Here is a 21170-nt window from a genome sequence, read left to right on the forward strand (position 1 = left end):
TATGCAGTGCTTTCCCGGGGGACAACCCCCGGCCCCCCGGCCGTCTCTCGGCGTACCCCGTGTCCTGAAGTCAGGGAGTCCTCAGTGAAGCTCACCGTGGTCGGCGGAGGGTCGACCTACACACCCGAACTCGTCGACGGGTTCGCCCGGCTCAGAGACACCCTGCCGATCGAGGAGCTGGTGCTCGTCGACCCGGCCGCCGACCGGCTGGAGCTGGTCGGCGGCCTGGCCCGCCGGATCTTCGCCCGCCAGGGGCACCCCGGGCGGATCGTCACCACCGGCGACCTGGACCGGGGGGTCGAGGGCGCCGACGCCGTCCTCCTCCAGCTCCGTATCGGCGGCCAGGCCGCCCGCGAGCAGGACGAGACCTGGCCGCTGGAGTGCGGCTGCGTCGGCCAGGAGACGACCGGCGCGGGCGGCCTGGCGAAGGCGCTGCGCACGGTCCCGGTCGTCCTGGACATCGCCGAACGCGTCCGCCGTACCAACCCCGACGCCTGGATCATCGACTTCACCAACCCGGTGGGAATCGTGACCCGCGCCCTGCTCCGGGCCGGCCACAAAGCGGTCGGCCTGTGCAACGTGGCGATCGGCCTGCAACGGAAGTTCGCCGCGCACCTGGGGGTGACCCCGGCCGAGGTCCACCTCGACCACGTGGGCCTCAACCACCTCACCTGGGAGACCGGCGTCCGCCTCGGCGGCCCCTCCGGCGCGGACGTCCTGCCGAAGCTGCTGGCCGACCACGGCGACACCATCGCCGCCGACCTGCGCCTGCCCCGCCCCGTCCTGGACCGTCTGGGCGTGGTCCCCTCCTACTACCTGCGCTACTACTACGCCCACGACGAGGTCGTGCGGGAACTGGCGACCAAGCCCTCGCGGGCCGCCGAAGTGGCCGCGATGGAAAGACAGTTGCTGGAGATGTACGCCGACCCGGCGCTCGACGAGAAGCCCGCGCTGCTCGCCAGGCGGGGCGGGGCCTTCTACTCGGAGGCGGCCGTGGACCTGGCCGCGTCGCTTCTGGGAGACGGGGGCAGCCCGTACCAGGTGGTGAACACCCTCAACCGCGGCACGCTGCCCTTCCTGCCCGCCGACGCGGTGATCGAGGTGCAGGCCGCCGTGGGCAGGCAGGGGGCGGAACCGCTGCCGGTGCCGGCCGTGGACCCGCTGTACGCGGGCTTGATGGCGAACGTGACCGCGTACGAGGACCTGGCCCTGGACGCGGCCCTGCGCGGCGGCCGGGACCGGGTGTTCCGGGCGCTGCTCTCCCATCCCCTGATCGGGCAGTACGAGTACGCCGAGGCCCTCACCGACCGGCTGATCGCACACAACCGGGAGCACCTCGCGTGGGCGTGAGCGACGGCGTGAGCGACGGCGTGAGCGACGGCGTGAGCGACGGCGTGAGCGACGGCGTGAGCGACGGCGTGAGCGCGGGGCCGGCCGACGGCAGGCATACGGGTTGGGGCGCGCGTACGGGTTGGGGCGCGGGCATGCGCACGGACTCGGGCGCGGGCGTGCGCGGGCGCGACGGCGGGCGCGGGAGTGTGCTCGCCGTCGACGCGGGCAACAGCAAGACCGATGTCGCCGTGATCGCGCCGGACGGGGAGGTGCTGGGGGCGGCGCGCGGCGGCGGCTTCCAGCCGCCGGCCGTGGGCGTGACCGTGGCGGTCGACGGCCTCGCGGAGGTCGTACGGCAGGCGTTCGCCGAGGCCGGGGTCGACTCGGTCGGCCATGTGTCGGCGTGTCTCGCCAACGCCGACTTCCCCGTGGAGGAGGAGCGGCTGGCGGCGGCGCTCCGCACGCGCGCGTGGGGCACGACCGTCGAGGTCCACAACGACACCTTCGCCATTCTGCGGGCCGGCGTGGCCGAACCGCGGGGCGTGGCCGTGGTGTGCGGCGCCGGCGTGAACTGCGTCGGGATGCGCCCCGACGGCCGCACCGCCCGTTTCCCGGCGCTCGGCCGCATCTCCGGGGACTGGGGCGGCGGCTGGGGCCTCGCCGAGGAGGCGATGTGGCACGCGTCGCGCGCGGAGGACGGCCGGGGCGGCCCCACGGCCCTCGCCACCGCGCTGCCCGCGCACTTCGGCCTGGACTCCGTGTACGCCCTGGTCGAGGCCCTGCACCTGGAGCACATCCCGGCGATCCGCCGCCACGAACTCACCCCGGTCCTCTTCGCCACGGCGACCGCCGGCGACCCGGTGGCCCGTTCCCTGGTGGACCGCATGGCCGAGGAGGTGGTGGCCATGGCGACGGTCGCCCTGACCCGCCTCGACCTTCTCGGGGAGGAGACCCCCGTCCTCCTCGGCGGCGGTGTCCTCGCCGCCCGGCATCCCCTCCTCGACGCCCGGGTCCGCGAGGCGCTGGCGGCCGCCGCGCCCAAGGCCGTCCCCCGGGTGGTCACGGCCGCCCCCGTGCTGGGCGCGGCGCTGCTCGGACTGGACCACGTGGGAGCGCCGAGGACCGTGCACGCGCGCGTGCGGGAGCATTACGAAGGAGGGTGACCCGGAGGCCCGCGCCACCCCACGAATCTCCCCCTCGAACGCGTTCGAACCCCCAGGGAACCGAACCCGACCGAAGCGCGTATTCATGGGCAGGGGGTGGTGCGGGAAGCCTTGTGCTGCGCCGGAATTCGACAAGCACAGCAGGTACGGACACGATCGGGGAACAAGATCGAGTCAGGGTCTGTGCGATGTCAGTCCCGACGGCGATACTTGCGGCCGTGCACCTCTGTCCGTGCGAGCGGGCGGAAGCGATGGACGGATGACCAGGGGGAGGTCAGGTGACATTCACGCCGGAGGGCAGCGCGGTACCGACGGCACCACCCGCGGGCCCGGCCCCGGCCGTGCCGCCACAGGCCTCGCACCCGCCGAGGCCCCCCGTGCCGTCCCCGGACCCCGACGGCGGCCCGCCCCGCCGGACGGCGTTCGCGGAGGGTGTCGACCAGTTGCGCGCCGCCGCGACGACCGAGCCCGGCCGACTGCGCATCATCGGCGCCGTCCTCGCCCTCCTGGTCGTCGCGTTCGGTTCCGTCACCGCCTGGCAGATGAACGACCGCTCGGCCGCCGCCGACGACGTACTCCACAGCAGCCAGCCCCTCAGCTCGGCCGCGGCCGAGATCTACAGTTCCCTGGCCGCGGCCAACACGGCGGCCTCCAGCGGATTCCTCGCGGGCGGGCAGGAGACCGAGCAGTCGCGCAAGGACTACGAGCGGGAGATGCGGGAGGCCGCGAAGCAGCTGGCCTTCGCCGCGACCGCGTCGGAGTCCGGTTCCGACTCCGAGGAACGCATCGCCAAGCTGAACGCCCTGCTGCCCGAGTACAAGGGCCTGGTCGAGCGGGCCCGCGCCAACAACAGGCTGGGCTACCCGCTGGGCGGCGCCTATCTGCGCTACGCGAACGACAAGATGCAGGGCATGCTCGACGAGGCGCAGAACATCTACGACAACGAGAACGCACGGCTCCGCGACGACTACGCGGACGCCACGTCGTATCCGTGGGCCGCGATAGCTCTCGGTGTCCTCGCCATCGGCGGCCTCGTCTGGGCCCAGCGCCGTAACTACCGGCGAACGAACCGGGTGTTGAACCACGGTCTCGTCGCGGCGACGGCTGCCTCGACCGTCGTCCTGCTGTGGTTGGCCGGCGGTCACACCCTCGCCCGCTCGGGACTCAACGACTCCTACGACAACGGTGTGCGGTCCCTGACCGTGCTCAACGACGCGCGGATCGCCTCCCTCACCGCACGCGGCAACGAGAACCTGACCCTGATCAGCCGGGGCGCGGAGACCACCGAGAACGCCGAGGGCGAAAGCGTGGACAAGTTCGACTTCGCGTTCAAGACCAGCATGGCGACGCTCGAGAAGCAACTGGCCGCCGCCGAGGAGATCGCCGACAACGCCGGCGGGGAAGAGCCGCTGAAGGCCGCCGGCGCCGGCATGGAGGAGTGGCAGGCTCGGCACAAGAACGCCCGCGCGGCCGACGACAAGGGCGACTACCAGTGCGCTCTCGACCAGGTGATCGGTGGCGAGTCCACGGCCGCCTGCAAAGACGGTGACAAGCCGACCGGTGAGTGCTTCGACGAGGTCGACAAGAACCTGGGCATCGCGAGCAAGTACGAGGCGAAGGAGTTCGAGCTGGCGGCCCGGAGCGGCCGCGACGCGATGCTCGGACTTCCCGTCGGCGCCGCGGTGCTGGCCGTGCTGGGCGCGGCGGGCGCGGTGCTGGGCATCGGGCGCAGACTTTCGGAGTACCGGTGACGGCGGCGGGAGGAGACACGGTGGAAGGGGTCGCGATGAATGCGGTACGACGCCTGCGGGCCGGTCTCAGGGGCTGGGGCGGTGTGGGCGCGATGGCGGTTCTCTGCGCCTTGGCCGTGGTCTTCGCCCTCGTGCTGCCGGTGAGCGGGACACGCGGCGACGGCGTCACGGGCATCGGGGGCCAGGGGGTCGCCCGGGGGACGCAGGCGCGGGCGGACGACGACTGCAAGAAGAAGAACGACCCGCAGAACCGGAGCCTCAGGCCCTCCTCGGACGACTCCGGCGAGACGATCCGGCGGATCCAGGAGAACGACTACCTCACGGTCGGCGTCGACCAGAACAGCTTCCGCTGGGGTTACCGCGATCCGAACAGTACGAAGGACGGCGCCCAGCTGGAGGGCTTCGACATCGACATCGTGCACCGCATTGCCGAAGAGCTACTCGGCGACGCGGACAAGGTTCATTTCAAGGCGATTCCCACCAGTCGGCGCATCCCCGCGCTTCAGGACGGGGAGGTCGACATGGTGGTCCGCACGATGACGATCAGCTGCGACCGCATGGACGACGTCGCCTTCTCGCAGCCGTACTTCAAGACCGGACAGCAGATCCTGGCCCCCAAGTCCTCGACGATCAAGGGCTACGGCAAGACGCTGGCGAACAAGAAGATCTGCACGGCCGCCACTTCCACGGCACTGTCCGCCCTCACCGCCGGCAAGGAATCGGGCGAGCTGCCCGCCTCCACCGACATCTCCCTGACCGTCCCCAACCAACTCGACTGCCTGGTAAGGCTCCAGCTCGGCCAGGTCGACGCGGTGGTCACCGACGGCGCCCTCGCCGCGAGCCAGGCGGCGCAGGACCCGACGGTCGATCTGAAGGGTGAGCCGTTCACGACCGAGTACTACGGCGTGGCGATGAACCGGGACGCGACGGATCTGGTACGCCGGGTCAACCAGGTGCTGGTGGACTATCTCAAGGACGGCTGGCAGGACTCGTACACCACCTGGCTGTCCGCCACGATGGTCGGGAACGCGGAGAAGTCCCGGCCGCCGTCCCCCCAGCAGTACCGGGACTGACACGACAGGACCGACGTACGAGGACCGCATTCAACTGACGGACACCGACAGCAGCGAGAGGTGATCGATGGGCGTCGCGGGATCCACCGGGCCGGTGATGGACCGGGACGAGGTGGACCGTGCGCTCGCGCGGCTCGGCGCGGAGCACGAGGCCATCGAGACCTCGCTGCTCGCCCTGCAGGACCACGCGGGCCGCAGGCTGCTCGAGGGCGCCGCGCTGACCGGCGTCACCAAGGAGCGCTGGACGTCCGCGGACGCCTCGATCACGCTGCTGTGGGCGTACTTCGACGCGTACGCGGACGCGCTGCGCTCCGCCCGGGAGATCCGTTCACGGCGCCGCTGGTCCAGCCGTGAGGACCTGGTGGAACTGACCGAACTCCTGCGCGGCGAGGCCGTGACGGTCGCGGGCAGTGCCACCGCGATGGCGAACGCACCGACGCTGCAGGGCACGAGCAGGCTCAGCGAGCGGTTCTCACTGGTCACCCTCGTGGACCGGATGAACGACCTGTACGCGTCCTCGCTGGACATGGTCGTGGCCGCCGACGCGGTGTGGTCGGCGCTGCCCGCCCGGATCGATCTACTGGCCGCCGAACTCCAGCGCACCCGCCAGCTCGCGCACTCCGTCGGCGTACGCCCCGGCGAGCACCCGGCCGGCGACGACCTGGAGCAGATCACCCGCACCCTGACCCGGCTCCGCGAGCAGGTCGTCTCCGACCCGCTGGCCTTCTGGGTCCCCTCGCCGGGCAGTTCGGCGCCCGGCGGCGGCCGCCCGGACACCACCACGTACGACCGCGAGGCACGCGCCCTGGAGGACGTACGGCGGGAGATCGACGCCGTGTTGACGGTCCGCCAGGACGCGGAGTCGCGGCTGCTGAAGCTGCGGGACGTGCTCAGCCGCGCGGACCGTACGCTCGCCGAGGCGCGCAGCGCACGCGGTGAGGTGCTGGCGAAGATCGCCGCGACCGAGGTGCCCGTGGTGAGCGGCCCGCCGACGGTGTTGCAGGAGCAGTTGGCGATGGCGGCGGAGTACCGCAGACACGCGCAGTGGCACCGGTTGTCCCCGCTGCTGGAGTCCCTGGAGCAGAAGGCGGACGACGAACTGCTGCGCGCCCGGGAGTCGTTGACGGCGGTCACCGCGCCGCTGGCGGTCCGCGCGGAGCTGCGCGGCCGACTCGACGCGTACAGGGCGAAGGTCGCCCGGCACGGCTTCGCGGAGGACTCGCTGCTGATCGAGCGGTACGACGCGGCGCGGCGCATGCTGTGGAGCGCCCCCTGCGACCTGCGCGTGGCCGAGATGACCGTGCTGCGCTACCAGCAGGCGGCCGCCGAGTTGCTGGGCCAGTCGGTGCCGGCCCGGCCCGCGCCCCAGGACCGCAGGGAGGAGGAATCGTGAGTCAGACGGACGAAGGCCTGGCAGGCGAGGGCCGGACGGGCGAAGAGGATCCGCAGCAGTCGTGTCAGCGGCCCGGTTGCTCGGGATCGTACGAGGACATGGGCGGCGGCGAGCTGTACTGCGACACCTGCGGTCTGGCGCCGGTCGTCTCGGCGAGCGGCATGGTCAGTTCCCCGCCCACCGGCATCACCGGGGGCGGCAGGGGCTCGCGCGGCTCCGGTACCAGCAGTTCGCGCTCCTCGCGTTCGTCCGCGCGCTCCTCGCAGTCCCGGCGCTCGGTGTCCGGGCGCCTCTCGCGCGCCCTGTCGGGCAGGACGACGGGCCGCTCGGTGTCGGTGCGCAGCTCCGGCAAGACCGCCGGCTCCTCGGGACGGGCCCGGCTCGGTGTCGGTCTCGTCCAGGTCCCGGACGTGCCGCGTCCGGACCCGCGCGCGATGGTCCTGGAGACCGCCGAGGTGCCCGAGCGGAAGCGGTTCTGCTCGCGCTCCGACTGCGGCGCGCCGGTCGGGCGGGCGCGCGGTGAGCGGCCGGGGCGCACGGAGGGCTTCTGCACCAAGTGCGGCCATCCGTACTCGTTCGTGCCGAAGCTGCACGCGGGCGACATCGTGCGCGGACAGTACGAGGTCGTGGGCTGTCTCGCGCACGGCGGTCTGGGCTGGGTCTATCTGGCCATCGACCGGGCGGTGTCGGACCGGTGGGTCGTGCTGAAGGGCCTGCTCGACACCGGCGACCAGGACGCGATGGCCGCCGCGATCTCCGAGCGCCGCTTCCTCGCCGAGATCGAGCACTCCAACATCGTCCGTATCTACAACTTCGTCGAGCATCTCGACCAGCGCACCGGCTCGCTGGACGGGTACATCGTCATGGAGTACGTCGGCGGCAAGTCCCTCAAGGAGATCGCCAACGACCGCCGCACCACGGACGGCCGCCGGGACCCGCTCCCGGTCGAGCAGGCGTGCGCGTACGGCATCGAGGCCCTGGAGGCGCTCGGCCACCTGCACAGCCGCAACCTGTTGTACTGCGACTTCAAGGTCGACAACGCGATCCAGACCGAGGACCAGCTCAAGCTGATCGACATGGGCGCGGTGCGCAGGATGGACGACGACGAGTCGGCCATCTACGGCACGGTCGGCTACCAGGCGCCCGAAGTCGCCGACGTCGGCCCGTCGGTGGCCTCCGACCTGTACACGGTCGCCCGTACGCTCGCGGTCCTCGCCTTCGACTTCCAGGGCTACACGAACGTCTTCGTGGATTCGCTGCCCGACCCCGACAACATCGAGGTCTTCCGCCAGTACGAGTCCTTCTACCGTCTGCTGGTCCGTGCCACCGACCCGGACCCGGCCCGCCGGTTCGCCTCCGCGCAGGAGATGTCGGAGCAGCTGACCGGTGTGCTGCGGGAGGTCGTGTCCCTCCAGACGGGCCGGGCGCGCCCCGCCCTGTCCACGATCTTCGGCCCCGAGGTGAAGGTCACGGACACGGAACTGTTCGCGAAGCTGGACGGGGATGTGTCCCGGCTGGGGACACGGGTGATTCCGGTGGGCAAGGGGCTCCGGCGAGGCAAGGTGGTGGCCGCCCGGAACGGGGGTTCGGCTTCCGCGTCGCCTGCCCGGAACGGTGGTTCCCCTTCCGGTACGCCCGCTCTGCCGACCGGCGGTGCCGTCGCCGTTCCGGCCCGGCTCACCAGGGAGCTCGACACCGCCGCCGCGGCCCTCGCGCTGCCCGTGCCGCGCGTGGACCCGGGGGACCCGAACGCCGGGTTCCTGGCGGGGCTCATGGCCTCCGCGCCCACCGAGCTGATCACGGCGCTGCACTCGGCCCCCAGCGGCTCGCTGGAGCTGCGGCTGCGCGAGCTGCGGTCCCGGCTGGAGATGGGCGAGTTCACCATCGCGCTGGCCACCCTGGACGCCCTGGAACGGGACCACCCCGACGACTGGCGGGTGGTCTGGTACCGGGGCGTGGCGGCGCTCGCCACCGGCGACCACGAGAACGCCGCGCTGTCCTTCGACGCGATCTACGACGCCTTCCCGGGCGAGCCCGCTCCCAAGCTGGCCCTCGGACTGTGCGCCGAGGTGCTCGGGCAGCTGGACAACGCCGCCGAGTACTACCGCCTGGTGTGGACGACCGACCCCAGTTTCGTCAGCACCGCGTTCGGGCTCGCCCGGGTGCGGCTGACCGCCGGGGACCGGCAGAACGCCGTCCACACCCTGGAGTCCGTACCGGAGGCGTCCATCCACTACACCGCCGCCCGGGTCGCCGCCGTACGGGCGCGACTCAGACACCGTACGGAGGCGAGGCCCGGGTCCGGGGCCGTGCCGTCCGGGGCTGTGCCGCCCGGGACCCTGCCGTCCGGGACGCTGTCGTCCGGGATCGCGAAGTCCGAAGCCGTGCCGGACGCACCCTTCCTGGACGACCTGATCGCGGCCGCCGGGCAGGTCGAGGCGCTCGGCGGGTACGGTCTGGATGCGGTGCGCCGCGAGCAGTTGTCCACAGAGGTCCTTGGCTGCGCCCTTGACTGGGTACTCTCCGGGGGCCAGGGTGTCGCGCCCCCGGCAGGCGGGCGGGTGCTGCTCGGCAGCGCGCTGGACGAGCGCGGCCTCCGCTTCGGACTGGAGCGGTCGTACCGCACACTGGCCCGGCTCGCCCAAGGCGGCGAGGAGAGGATCGACCTGGTGGAACGTGCCAACCGTTACCGCCCCCGGACGTGGGTGTAGTTGATGTCGCAGATGCCCCAGCCGACCGCGCTGACGAAGTGCCCGATCTGCGAGTGGCCCCTCGCCTCGGACGACCGCTTCTGCGGTGCGTGCGGCCATGACCTCTCGGCGGCGCCCGCGCCGCCGGAGGACCAGCCGACCGTCACCCTGAACGGGACGGCGGGTGACGCGCCCGACGAGGCCTCGCCCGTGGACTGGCCCCTCGCCTCCCAGCCCAGCACCGACACGCCCCCGCCGGTGGTCCGCCCCACCGACATCCCGGGCACCGACTCCGGCGGCGGCGAACTGCCCGGTCCGGGGCGGGGCGTACGGTTCGACCGGCCCCGCGAGCCCGACGAGTACCCACTGGCCGCGCCCCAGCCGCCGGATCCGCGCACCGCCGACCTCGCCACCCCGCCCGCCGGCACGAAGGTGTGCGTGGCCTGCCGTGCGGGCCACGTCGACCGGGACGGCTACTGCGAGAACTGCGGGCACGCCCAGCCGCGTGAACGCGACCACATGGAACTGGAGTTGGGCGCGGTCGCCGCGGTCAGCGACCGGGGTCTGCGCCACCACCGCAACGAGGACTCGTTCGCGATCTCCTCGACCGCGCTGCCGGACGGCTCCCCCGCGGTCGTCGCGATCGTCTGCGACGGCGTGTCCTCCGCGACCCGCCCCGACGACGCCTCGCTCGCCGCGGCCCGCGTCGCCAACGAGGCGGTCCTGGACTCGCTGCCGCGCGGCACCCACCCGCAGCAGGCCCTGCACGACGCGATCGTCGCCGCCGCAGGCGCCGTCAACGCACTGGCGGAGGAACCGGAGACGGCCCAGGAGCACGCCCCGCACCAGAACGCGCCGGCGTGCACCATCGTCGGCTCCGTCGTCACCCCGACCCTGCTCGTCGTGGGCTGGGTCGGCGACAGCCGCGCCTACTGGGTCCCGGTCGACCGGAGCGCACCCCCGGCACGGCTCACCGAGGACGACTCGTGGGCGGCACAGATGGTGTCCGCGGGACTGATGAGCGAGGCCGAGGCGTACGCCGACGAGCGCGCCCACGCGATCACCGGCTGGCTCGGCGCGGACGCGTACGAACTGGAGCCGCACACCGCTTCCTTCAAACCGGACCGGCCGGGTGTAGTGGTGGTGTGCACCGACGGACTGTGGAACTACGCGGAGGCCGCCGAGGAGATGGCCGAGGCCGTGCCCCTCGACGCGGCCGAGAGGCCGCTGCACTGCGCGCAGGTTCTGGTCGGCCGGGCCCTCGACGGCGGTGGCCACGACAACGTAACAGTGGCCGTCATGCCGTTCCCGGCACCTCCTCAGGGGGCAGGATCGGCCTGAGGGTGCTCGCGGACGGGGTGTCCGCGGGCGCCACGGCGGCCGGACGGGAAGGGCCGACGGACCGGAGGGGACCGGTCCGGTACGGGCACGCACAGTCATACGGGCATGCACAGTCATACGGGCACGCACAGTCATCACCCCACAGGCTGTGGGGCCAACAGTGGGGCTGCTAGGGGGATCAGAGTAGGCATGGCCAATTTCTCGAAGTCGAACGTGCCGCAGTTCTCGGTCGAGGTCTACCAGAACGAGTACCTGCCCGAGGGCGGCCGCGAGGTCAACGCCATCGTGACGGTCAGCGCGACCGGCGGCGGCACCATCGGCAGCGCGGTCGCCGCGCCGCACCTCTATTCGCCCGGCCAGGGCCCGTCCGCCGCCGTGGCGCTCATGGTCGACTGCTCGGGGTCGATGGACTACCCGCCGACCAAGATGCGCAACGCCCGGGACGCCACGGCCGCCGCGATCGACACCCTGCGCGACGGCGTCCACTTCGCGGTGATCGACGGCACCCACGTGGCCCGGGAGGTCTACCCCGGCGGGGGTCGGCTCGCGGTCGCCGACTCCGCCACCCGGGACCAGGCCAAGCAGGCGCTGCGCAGGCTCAGCGCGGGCGGCGGCACCGCCATCGGCACCTGGCTGAAGCTCGCGGACCGGCTGCTCGCCTCGGCGGACGTCGCCATACGCCACGGCATCCTGCTCACCGACGGCCGCAACGAGCACGAGTCGCCGCAGGACCTGAAGGCCGCGCTGGACGCCTGTGCCGGACGGTTCACGTGTGACGCGCGTGGAGTGGGCACCGACTGGGAGGTCAAGGAGGTCACCCAGATCGCCTCCGCGCTCCTCGGCACCGCCGACATCGTCGCCGACCCGGCCGCCCTGTCCGCCGACTTCACGCAGATGATGGAGGCGGCCATGGGCAAGGAGGTCGCGGACGTCGCTCTGCGACTGTGGACCCCGGTCGGCACCCAGATCAAGTTCGTGAAGCAAGTGGCGCCCACGGTAGAGCAGTTGACCGACCGTCGCACCGAGTCCGGGCCGCGCGCCGGGGACTACCCGACCGGCTCGTGGGGGGACGAGTCCCGCGACTACCACGTGTGCGTCGAGGTGCCGGCCGCGTCCCTCGGCCAGGAGATGCTGGCCGCCCGCGTCTCCCTCGTCATCCCCCAGCCCGACGGCACGGCACAGAACCTCGGCGCGCAGGGTCTGGTGAAGGCCGTGTGGACCGACGACATGGTCGCGTCCACGTCGATCAACCCCCAGGTCGCGCACTACACAGGCCAGGCCGAACTGGCACAAGTCATCCAGCAGGGGCTCGATGCTCGCAAATCCGGCGATTTCGACGGAGCGACGGCCAAGTTGGGACGGGCCGTTCAGCTCGCCAGCGCGTCGGGCAACGCGGATACTGCGAAACTGCTTGCGAAGGTGGTGGACGTGGTCGACGCGGCGACAGGTACTGTGCGACTGAAGGCGAAGGTCACGGAGGCCGACGAGATGACTCTCGAAACACGGTCGACAAAGACTGTTCGTGTAAAGAAGTAGGCAGAAGCAACCGGAAACACCGCTGCACGTCAGCCTGACGCTCCCAGCGGAAATCCGGGCAGAACCAGCCACACCGGCCCGTCGCGGCCACAGGAACCGGCCGTGAGGCCGGAAAGGAGAGGGGGAAGCGCCGACATGCCGACCTGCCCGAACGGACACCAGTCGGGTTCCGACGACTGGTGCGAGGTCTGCGGTCACCGTATGGCCGGTGCCGTACCCCCGCCGCCGCCACCGCCGCCCCCGGGCGCCGGCTACGGATACCCGCCGCCCGGTTCACCTCCCCCGCCTCCGGGCGCGGGCGGTCCCGGGGGTCCCGGTGGACGCCCGCACCTCGCCGCCCAGCCGGAACTCTGCCCGCAGTGCCGCACGCCCCGTGAGGGCGGCGCGCCCTTCTGCGAGGAGTGCCGGTGGAACTTCCTGACCAACACCGCGACGACGTACACCCCGGCCGCGCCCCGGCCGTCGGCGCCCGGACCCGGCGCCGGTCCGGGGGGTCCCGGCCCCGGCGGTCCCGGTCAGGGTCCCGGTCCCGGCGGGAACCCTGCGCTCCGGTTCCAGCAGCAGCCGCCCCCTCCGTCCTTCGGCGGCGGTGACGGGTACGACTACCAGGGTTCCCGCCCCTCGCAGATCAACCGTCCCGCCGAACCGATCCCCCCGGGGTCGCCGTTCGGCGGAGAGCCGTCGGGTCCGGGTGGGCCCGGGGGTCCGGGCGGAAACGGTGGGTTCGGCGGGCCGGGTGGCCACGGGGGTCCCGGCGGTCATGGCGGCCCGGGTGGGTCTGGCCGTCCGGGTGGTCCCGGTGGGCCGTCGGGGCCGGGTGGTTCCTCCGGGTTCGGCGGCGGGCCCTCGGGCCAGCCCGGTCAACCCGGCCAACCCGGTCCGGGACAGTCCGGCCAGCCCGGTCCGTCCGCGTTCGGCGGAGATCCTTCGCGACCTGGGCCCTCGGGCTTCGGCGGCGACCCTTCACGGCACAGCCCCTCGGCCTTCGGCGGCGATCCTTCCCGCCCCGGGCCCTCGGGCTTCGGCGGCGACCCTTCACGCCCGGTTCCGCCGCCGCCCGGCCCTACGCCGGGTGGGCCTGGCGGCCCCGGTGGCCCCGGTGGGCCTGGTTTCCCCGGGCCCGGCCAAGGTCCCGGTGGTGGTCAGGGCCCCGGTGGGGCGCCGCAGGCGTTCCAGCAGGCGGGGCCGTCGGCTCCGCCCGCCTTCCCGCAGGAGACCCGGCGACCGCAGCCCGGGGGGCCTGGTGGGCCTGGTGGTCAGGGCCCCGGTGGTCAGGGCCCCGGTGGTCAGGGCCCCGGTGGCGGCCCCTCCTTCGGTGCTGACGACGACTGGGTGATCTCCCCGCCATCGACCGGCCCCGGTGGATCCGGTGGCCCCGGTGGTGCGGGGGCTCGCCCCGGTGGCTACGGCTACCCGCCGCCCGGCGCCACCCAGGCCCCGCCCGGCCCCGCGTATCCCCAGGCGCCGACGACCTGGAGCGCGACCATCGGCCCGGACCGCGACTACTTCATGGCGATGATGCAGCGCTCGGGCCCCGAGGCCACGGGCCTGAACCTGCCCGCGTACTCCCCGGAGCAGCGTCGCGCCCTCACCGGCAGCCAGATCACCATCGGGCGCCGTCGTCACTCCACCGGCGACACCCCCGACATTGATCTCTCCGTGCCGCCGGAGGACCCGGGCGTCTCCCACCAGCACGCGGTGCTGGTGCAGCAGCCCGACGGCGGCTGGGCGGTCGTCGACCAGAACTCCACGAACGGAACCACCGTCAACGGTTCCGAGGACCCCATCCAGCCGTTCGTCCCGATCCCCCTCCAGGACGGGGACCGCGTACACGTGGGCGCGTGGACGACGATCACTATCCGCCGGGGCTGACAAGCCGGCACCAGCGAAACGATCAGGGCCGACCGAGCGACTTCGGTCGGCCCTGATCACTGCCCCGAGGCTCCGATCATGCTCGGGCGAACCCGCTTCCTCAGCCCGGGAGAGGCCAGGCGTACGGCCCTTCCGGGTCGTCCAGCCAGGCCCAGGCGTGCTCGCCGCGGACCGTGATGCCGTAGCGCTCGCGGGAGGGCATGCCCTCGCGCTGCCACAGGGCGAGGGCCTCGTGCGGGTCGAGGCTGCCCGCTGTGAGGGCCAGCAGGAACCGGAAGAGCTCGTGGTCCCTGGCCCGGCTCGGCAGCCCGCCCAGATGCGGATGCATCGCCTCCGGCTCGCTGCCCCCGCGCAGCGGCACGAAGTACGCCGACGTGTGCAGGAAGCGCCCCTCGGCATGCTCCGTGTCCTCGACCAGCAGCCGTACCAATCCCGTGGCCAGCGGCGTCAGGATGCGTGCGCCAGGGGCGCACTGGGCTAGCCAGGCGCGCGGGATCGAGTGCAACGTGCAGGTCGCGATGATCCGGTCGTACGGCGCCCGCTCGGGCACCCCGCGCGCCCCGTCCCCGGTGACGACGGTCGGGTGGTACCCGGCGGCGTCCAGATGCCTGCGCGCCGCCTCCGTGATGTCGGCGTCCAGATCGACGGTCGTGACCAGGTCGTCCCCCAGCCGGTAGGCGAGCAGGGCGGCGTTGTACCCGGTGCCGGCGCCGATCTCCAGCACTCGGTCGCCGTCCTCCACCTCCAACTCGGCCAGCATCTTCGCCATCAGCGACGGCTGACTGCTGGAGGAGATCAACTGCCCGTCGCGCACCCGGGTGGCGAGCGGGGCGTCGGCGTACGCGCCCCGCACCCAGCGGCCACGCCGCCGCGGGTCACGCTCCTCGCCCCACAGCCGCTCGAAGCCGTCCACGGCACTCACGTAGTAGTAGGGCACGAAGAGGTGCCGGGGAACGCTCTCGAACGCCTTCCGCCACTCCGGGTCGGCGTCCCACGCCCCGCTCGCCTCGATCTCGCGCACCAGCGCCGACCGGGCCTCGGCGGCGAGGCGTTCCAGATCGTGGTCCACAGCGTGCGTGCCCATACCTCCACTGTGCGGCCGGACGCCTCCGGAGGCGAGCACCACGCCATACCGGTCCGGAATCAACCGGTCCACCCCCTTCGCCCGGCGCCCGCGCCCTGCCAGGCCGCCGGTCTCCCCACAGCGTCCTTCTCGATGGTCCTAAGCCTCAAGACCTCCGCCGCCGCGTCTGAGACCATGGGAAGGTGAACGAGATTCGGCGCGGCACGCTTCAGGAGCAGACCTTCTACGAGCAGGTCGGTGGCGAGGAGACCTTCCGGCGCCTCGTACGCCGTTTCTACGAGGGTGTCGCCGAGGATCCGATCCTGCGGCCCATGTACCCCGAGGAGGACCTGGGCCCGGCCGAGGACCGTTTCACGCTGTTCCTGATCCAGTACTGGGGCGGCCCCACCACGTACAGCGAGAACCGCGGTCACCCCCGGCTCCGTATGCGCCACGCCCCCTTCACCGTCGACCGCGCCGCCCACGACGCCTGGCTGAAGCACATGCGCGTCGCCGTGGACGAGCTCGCCTTGTCCGAGGAACACGAGCACACGCTGTGGAACTACCTGACGTACGCGGCGGCCTCGATGGTGAACGCCCCGGGCTGAGCGGCGGCCGTGGGGCCCGGCACCGCCGCCGGGCACTCACTCCTGGCAGTACTCGGAAGTACGGACGAGACCCCGGCGGTGCCGTACTCAGCGAACGCTGACGCCGAACGCCCCGAGTCCCGCCCTGCGTACGGCGATCGACCCGTACGGCGTGCGCAGCCTGAGCCACGCGCCCGACGAGAACAGTCCCGGCGACGCCTCCTCGGACGGGCCGGCCGTCCGTGCGGTGCGGAGGAAACCGAGCGACTGGGCCGCGTGCACGGCCCGCACCGGCAGAGGTGTGTCCCCGACCGTCCGGGACCATATCTCCCGCCCGATCCGGTCGAGCTCGGCCCGCGTACGCCGCTCGGGCACCAGTTCCTCGGTACGGGAGCGGAATTCGCGCACCGCCGCGGAGACCATCGCCCTTAGCGCGTCCGGCGCGGGCAGTCCCGCTTCCGGCCGCCATCCGCCGCGCGGGGGAAGCACTCCGGCCCACGGCGGCCCGGTCACCGCCCCCGGGACGAGCGCCGTACCCCCGGCCTCGTCGACGGACTCCAGGAGTTCACCGGCCGACACGGTCACGTCGAGCGTGACGTCGAGTCCGTTCTCGTAGGGCTTGGCGAGACGCGCGGCCCTGATCGCCAGGACCTCGAAGGAGGGTGGCCGGCCGAAGACGGCCAGTGCCGTGCCGGTCGCCTGGAGACGCACCGCTGCTCCACGGTCGTAGTGGAGCAGCCTGGAGAGGAAGGCCGCGAGATCCGCCGCCTCCCCCTCGTCAGCGAGATGGAGCACCGTCATGCGGCGACGGCCTCCTCCTCGTCGTCGTCCCTGTACTCCTCCAGGAACTCGCGCTCCTCGGCCGTGATCCGGCGAGGCCGCTGGGTCGCGAAGTCGAACGGCACTATCACCGTCGAGGCCCGGACGTAGACCTGCTCGGGGTCCTTGACCTCGTAGGCGATCGTGAACGACGCCGCTCTTATCTCCGTGACCCACAGCTCGATGTCCACCGGCGTGTGCCGGTGGACCAGCTGCCGCTTGTAGTCGATCTCATGGCGTGCCACCACGGACCCCTGCTTGAAGTCCTTCTCCGGGCGGAACAGGAAGTCGATACGGGCTTCCTCCAGGTAGCGGAGGAAGACCACGTTGTTGACGTGGCCGTACGCGTCCATGTCCGCCCAGCGCAGTGGGCAGCGGTAGATGTGCCGCAAGATCAGCCTCGAGTCAGCTTCTTGTAGGTGGCACGGTGCGGACGGGCGGCGTCGGCGCCGAGTCGCTCGATCTTGTTCTTCTCGTACGACTCGAAGTTGCCCTCGAACCAGAACCACTTGGACTCGCCCTCGTAGGCGAGGATGTGCGTCGCCACCCGGTCCAGGAACCAGCGGTCGTGGGAGACGACCACGGCGCAGCCGGGGAACTCCAGCAGCGCGTTCTCCAGCGACGACAGGGTCTCGACGTCGAGGTCGTTGGTCGGTTCGTCGAGGAGCAGCAGGTTGCCACCCAGCTTGAGGGTGAGCGCCAGGTTGAGGCGGTTGCGCTCACCACCGGAGAGCACCCCGGCCGGCTTCTGCTGGTCCGGGCCCTTGAAGCCGAACGCGGAGACATAGGCGCGGGAGGGCATCTCGACCTGGCCGACGTTGATGTAGTCCAGCTCGTCGGAGACGACGGCCCACAGCGTCTTCTTGGGGTCGATGTTCTCGCGGCTCTGGTCGACGTAGGAGATCTTGACGGTGTCGCCGACCTTGATCGAACCGGAGTCGGGGTCCTCCAGACCCTGGATCATCTTGAAGAGGGTCGTCTTGCCGGCGCCGTTCGGGCCGATGATGCCCACGATGCCGTTGCGCGGCAGCGTGAAGGAGAGATCGTCGATCAGGACCTTCTCGCCGAAGGCCTTGCTGAGGTTGTTGACCTCGACGACCACGCTGCCCAGGCGCGGGCCCGGCGGGATCTGGATCTCCTCGAAGTCCAGCTTCCGCATCTTGTCGGCCTCGGCCGCCATCTCCTCGTACCGGGCGAGACGGGCCTTGGACTTGGCCTGGCGGCCCTTGGCGTTGGAGCGGACCCACTCCAGCTCTTCCTTGAGCCGCTTGGCGCGCTTGGCGTCCTTCTGGCCCTCGACCTTGAGACGGGACTGCTTGCTCTCCAGGTACGTGGAGTAGTTGCCCTCGTAGCCGATCGCTCGACCGCGGTCGAGCTCCAGGATCCAGCCCGCGACGTTGTCGAGGAAGTACCGGTCGTGGGTGACCGCGACGACGGTGCCGGGGTACTTCGCGAGGTGCTGCTCCAGCCACTGCACGGACTCGGCGTCCAGGTGGTTGGTGGGCTCGTCGAGCAGCAGCAGGTCGGGGGCTTCGAGCAGCAGCTTGCACAGCGCGACACGGCGACGCTCACCACCGGACAGGTTGGTGACGGGCCAGTCGCCGGGCGGGCAGCCCAGGGCGTCCATGGCCTGCTCCAGCTGGGTGTCCAGGTCCCACGCGTTCGCGTGGTCCAGGTCCTCCTGGAGCTTGCCCATCTCGTCCAGGAGCGCGTCCGAGTAGTCGGTCGCCATGAGCTCCGCGACCTCGTTGAAGCGCCTGAGCTTGCCCATGATCTCGGCGGCGCCGTCCTGCACGTTCTGCAGGACCGTCTTGGACTCGTCCAGCGGCGGCTCCTGCTGGAGCATGCCGACGGTGTAGCCGGGCGACAGGAACGCGTCACCGTTGGAGGGCTGCTCGATGCCCGCCATGATCTTGAGAACGGTGGACTTACCGGCACCGTTCGGACCGACCACACCGATCTTCGCGCCGGGCAGGAAGCTCAGCGTGACGTCGTCAAGGATCACCTTGTCGCCGTGCGCCTTGCGTGTCTTGCGCATCGTGTAGATGTACTCAGCCAAGAGAAACCGTCCGGCAACTTGAAATCTGGCAGTGGGCAGTACCACCCATCTTGCCGCACGGCCACCCCTCGACGGAAACCGGATGGTGAAGCCCCCCGGACGAGCGACGCGGCCCGGCGCCTTGGGGGCATACCGGGGCCGCGTCGTACGCACGTGTCAGCGCGCGGTCACCCACTGTTGAGTTGCCAAGGATCTCTTCCTCTCACGGATCCACCGCACGGTTCTCTCGGCGGAGTCCCTTCACGGATTCCGCTTGCGAAGGAGGATCATCACCGCGCCGCCGATCACGACCAGTCCGATGGCGATGCCCCCGATCAGCGGGGTGGCGCCGGAGCTGCCCGTCTCGGCGAGATCGGCGGCGGAGTCGGCGGCCACGCCGCCGCCCACCGTCGCCGGGCTCGGCTCGCTCAGCGTCTGGACCGAGTCCCCGCCGGCGCCGGTCGCGGTCTCCGTCCGGCAGTCGAGCACGCCCCGGAACTGCTTCGCGAAGCCGTTCGGTCCCTCGATCGTGAAGTCGTACGCCTGGTCCTCCTGGAGCGGGATCGTCACCGTGCGGGTCTCGCCCGCGTCGATGGTGTACGTGATCCCCATCAGCTCGAAGTCGAACGGCTTGTCGCCCTCGTTGGCGGCCGTGATCTCCAAGCCGCCCTCGGCGCAGTTCTTCTCGGCGGACAGTGCGGGTATCGCACCCTTCCCGGCCCAGTGCGCGGTCGCCGTCACGGAGACCGTGGACTCGCTGGAGCCCGCGAGGATCTGGGTCTGGCTGCGGGTCTCGGAGGCGAAGGCACGGCCGACCGGCACGGTCGTCGAGGCCTCCACGGTCAGCTCGGCCGAGCCGTCCGCGGTCTTCTCGGGCACCTCGAAGTACAGCTCACTGCCGTCACCGGCCGACGTCACGGCCTCGCCGTCCGCGTCGACGACCCGCACGCCGTCCGCCGTCCCGTCCGAGGGCGGGGTCACGGTCACGGCGTCCGCGTTGGTGTGCACCGTGACCGGGCCGAGCCGCTCGCCCGGCCGGCCGGAGACCGCCGGCGGGTCGAGCGTCAGGGAGGCGGCCGGTTCCGCCAGGTTCCGCGCGCTCTTCTCCAGGTGGTCCGCGAGCTTCTCCGCCTCCGGGTCCAGAGCCGTCACCTCGGCACCGTCCGAGTACCGCCAGATCGCCACCTGCGTTCCGGTCGCGGCGTCCTCCTCGGTGAGGGCCTTGACCCCGGCCTTGTCGGCGAGTGCCGCGAGGTCGTTCACCTGCGGGTAGGAGTTCTGCAGGATCCAGCGGATCTTGCCCGCTTCCTTGTTGGCTCCCAGCGAGGTGCCGCTCCAGGGGGTCTCCTGGTACTCGGCGTCCTTCTGCGTGGGGTTCTGGATGTCGACACAGTAGGTCTGCAGGGTGCCGCCGCCGTCGACGAACATCTCGAACAGTCCTGCGGGAAGCTGCTGTTCCTGGCCGTCGTCGGTCCGGAGCACGGCCGTCCCGTACGTCTTGAGGCCGCCTATGGTCGCGGTCGCTCCGCCCGAGCTCTGCGCCGTCTCGTCGGCGACGGCCGGGCCCGCGGTGACGATCGCACCCGCGAGGACGAGTCCGGACGCGAGTGACACCGCGGCGAGGCGGGCCGCCCCTCGCCTGCACGCCGCCCAGCCGGACGACCCGGACGACCCGGAGAACGACACCGAGAACGTAGAAACCACAGAATTTCCCTTCGAGCAGGACCCGTTGACGTGGGGGGTTGTGGTCCCACCAGCAGAATCAGAAGCCCCGTGAGCTATGCCCGGCATCCTAGGGATGAGGCGCACCACTCTTCCCAGTCGTATCGTCGGACAACCGATCCGAATCGGAATCGTTATCGCCTGCACAGCTCGCGAACAACTCTTAGCGACAAATCGACCAGATGCACGCACGGACTCTTCACCATGCATTCGCCGATGAGCCACGACCGGAGCCACGGCCTGATGTTCTGATGTCACGTCACCCCGACGGGCTCCGGCCGGAGTTCGGTTTCCGGGTCGAGCCGGCTCCCGGCCGGCGGTGTCTCCCAGTTCGGCTCCGGCCGGGACTGGGACTGAGCCCCCACCGGCGTCTCGCCCCGGGCCGCCCGCCTGAACGCCGATGTACCCCGCGACAGATCGTGGCCGATGGTGACCGCGTCGACGTCCGCCGAGGCCCAGCTCTGCCCGTCCCGCTGTTCGGTCCGCACCTTCAACCGCCCCTGCACCACCACCGGATCACCCAGTGACACGGACGACGCCACGTTCGCGGCGAGCGTGCGCCGCGCCCACACCGTGAAGAAGTTGGTGTGCCCGTCGGTCCACTCGTTCTTCTCCCGGTCCCAGTACCGCGAGGTCACCGCCAGCCGGAACCGGGCCGACGAACCCGTCGACAACTCCCGGCAGACCGGCTGGGTCGCCACGTTCCCCACCACGCACACCATCGTCTCGTTCATCTCGCGAACCCCTCCTTCACGCCGGCACCGACGCCGGCCGGACACGCGTACGGGCC

At 71.6% G+C, this 21170-nt stretch carries 16 protein-coding genes; 10 read left to right on the plus strand and 6 right to left on the minus strand.

The genetic code is table 11. The annotated features are described in order from the left end of the window. The first annotated feature begins 84 nt into the window (after nt 1-84). From OG858_RS15880 to OG858_RS15920, 9 genes are all read left to right on the plus strand, one after another. Complete coding sequence (locus OG858_RS15880) at nt 85-1350, plus strand: 6-phospho-beta-glucosidase (protein ID WP_086747905.1); 1266 nt, start codon at nt 85-87, stop codon at nt 1348-1350. A gap of 134 nt (nt 1351-1484) precedes the next feature. Next, nucleotides 1485-2495 (plus strand): N-acetylglucosamine kinase, encoded by a 1011-nt coding sequence (locus OG858_RS15885; RefSeq protein ID WP_319264046.1) that lies wholly within the window; start codon nt 1485-1487, stop codon nt 2493-2495. Between the two features lie 278 nt (nt 2496-2773). Beyond that, nucleotides 2774-4246 (plus strand): hypothetical protein, encoded by a 1473-nt coding sequence (locus OG858_RS15890; RefSeq protein WP_319064844.1) that lies wholly within the window; start codon nt 2774-2776, stop codon nt 4244-4246. Nucleotides 4247-4281: 35 nt separating this feature from the next. After that, nucleotides 4282-5319 (plus strand): glutamate ABC transporter substrate-binding protein, encoded by a 1038-nt coding sequence (locus OG858_RS15895; RefSeq protein WP_179200920.1) that lies wholly within the window; start codon nt 4282-4284, stop codon nt 5317-5319. A 67-nt stretch (nt 5320-5386) separates the two neighbouring features. Continuing rightward, the gene (locus tag OG858_RS15900) at nt 5387-6712 is read left to right on the plus strand and encodes a hypothetical protein (RefSeq protein ID WP_086747908.1); all 1326 of its coding nucleotides are present in this window, start codon (nt 5387-5389) and stop codon (nt 6710-6712) included. Then, nucleotides 6709-9423 (plus strand): serine/threonine-protein kinase, encoded by a 2715-nt coding sequence (locus OG858_RS15905; protein ID WP_086747909.1) that lies wholly within the window; start codon nt 6709-6711, stop codon nt 9421-9423. Before OG858_RS15900 ends, OG858_RS15905 begins: the two co-directional genes overlap by 4 nt. Then, nucleotides 9424-10743, plus strand: coding sequence for a PP2C family serine/threonine-protein phosphatase (locus OG858_RS15910; RefSeq protein ID WP_086747910.1), 1320 nt, complete (start codon nt 9424-9426; stop codon nt 10741-10743). A gap of 189 nt (nt 10744-10932) precedes the next feature. Further along, a complete protein-coding gene (locus OG858_RS15915) occupies nt 10933-12279 on the plus strand; it encodes a vWA domain-containing protein (protein ID WP_037703180.1) in 1347 nt (448 codons plus the stop codon). 135 nt (nt 12280-12414) lie between these two features. Beyond that, the gene (locus OG858_RS15920; RefSeq protein ID WP_327724062.1) at nt 12415-14151 is read left to right on the plus strand and encodes an FHA domain-containing protein; all 1737 of its coding nucleotides are present in this window, start codon (nt 12415-12417) and stop codon (nt 14149-14151) included. 100 nt (nt 14152-14251) lie between these two features. On the opposite strand, the gene OG858_RS15925 is transcribed toward OG858_RS15920, so the two are convergent. Next, nucleotides 14252-15235 carry a methyltransferase domain-containing protein gene (locus OG858_RS15925; protein ID WP_086747912.1) on the minus strand — a complete coding sequence of 328 codons (984 nt, stop codon included), beginning with the start codon at nt 15233-15235 and terminating at the stop codon, nt 14252-14254. A 182-nt stretch (nt 15236-15417) separates the two neighbouring features. Here OG858_RS15925 and OG858_RS15930 point away from each other — a divergent pair, with 182 nt between their 5' ends. Further along, on the plus strand, nt 15418-15822 hold the full coding sequence (locus OG858_RS15930; protein WP_086747913.1) for a globin: 405 nt from the start codon (nt 15418-15420) through the stop codon (nt 15820-15822). Between the two features lie 87 nt (nt 15823-15909). Here OG858_RS15930 and OG858_RS15935 read toward each other — a convergent pair whose 3' ends face one another. The 5 genes from OG858_RS15935 to OG858_RS15955 form a co-directional block, all read right to left on the minus strand. Further along, nucleotides 15910-16602: a hypothetical protein gene (locus tag OG858_RS15935; RefSeq protein WP_086747914.1), complete on the minus strand. Its 693-nt coding sequence runs from the start codon at nt 16600-16602 to the stop codon at nt 15910-15912. After that, a complete protein-coding gene (locus OG858_RS15940; RefSeq protein WP_037703190.1) occupies nt 16599-17012 on the minus strand; it encodes an acyl-CoA thioesterase in 414 nt (137 codons plus the stop codon). Before OG858_RS15940 ends, OG858_RS15935 begins: the two co-directional genes overlap by 4 nt. A gap of 2 nt (nt 17013-17014) precedes the next feature. Beyond that, nucleotides 17015-18679 carry an energy-dependent translational throttle protein EttA gene (ettA, locus tag OG858_RS15945; protein WP_078935355.1) on the minus strand — a complete coding sequence of 555 codons (1665 nt, stop codon included), beginning with the start codon at nt 18677-18679 and terminating at the stop codon, nt 17015-17017. A 240-nt stretch (nt 18680-18919) separates the two neighbouring features. Continuing rightward, the gene (locus OG858_RS15950; protein WP_256960343.1) at nt 18920-20344 is read right to left on the minus strand and encodes a Cys-Gln thioester bond-forming surface protein; all 1425 of its coding nucleotides are present in this window, start codon (nt 20342-20344) and stop codon (nt 18920-18922) included. 290 nt (nt 20345-20634) lie between these two features. After that, the gene (locus OG858_RS15955) at nt 20635-21114 is read right to left on the minus strand and encodes a single-stranded DNA-binding protein (RefSeq protein ID WP_086747915.1); all 480 of its coding nucleotides are present in this window, start codon (nt 21112-21114) and stop codon (nt 20635-20637) included. Nucleotides 21115-21170: the final 56 nt, after the last annotated feature.

It is taken from the genome of Streptomyces europaeiscabiei (assembly GCF_036346855.1).
In the GTDB taxonomy this organism is placed as follows: domain Bacteria; phylum Actinomycetota; class Actinomycetes; order Streptomycetales; family Streptomycetaceae; genus Streptomyces; species Streptomyces europaeiscabiei.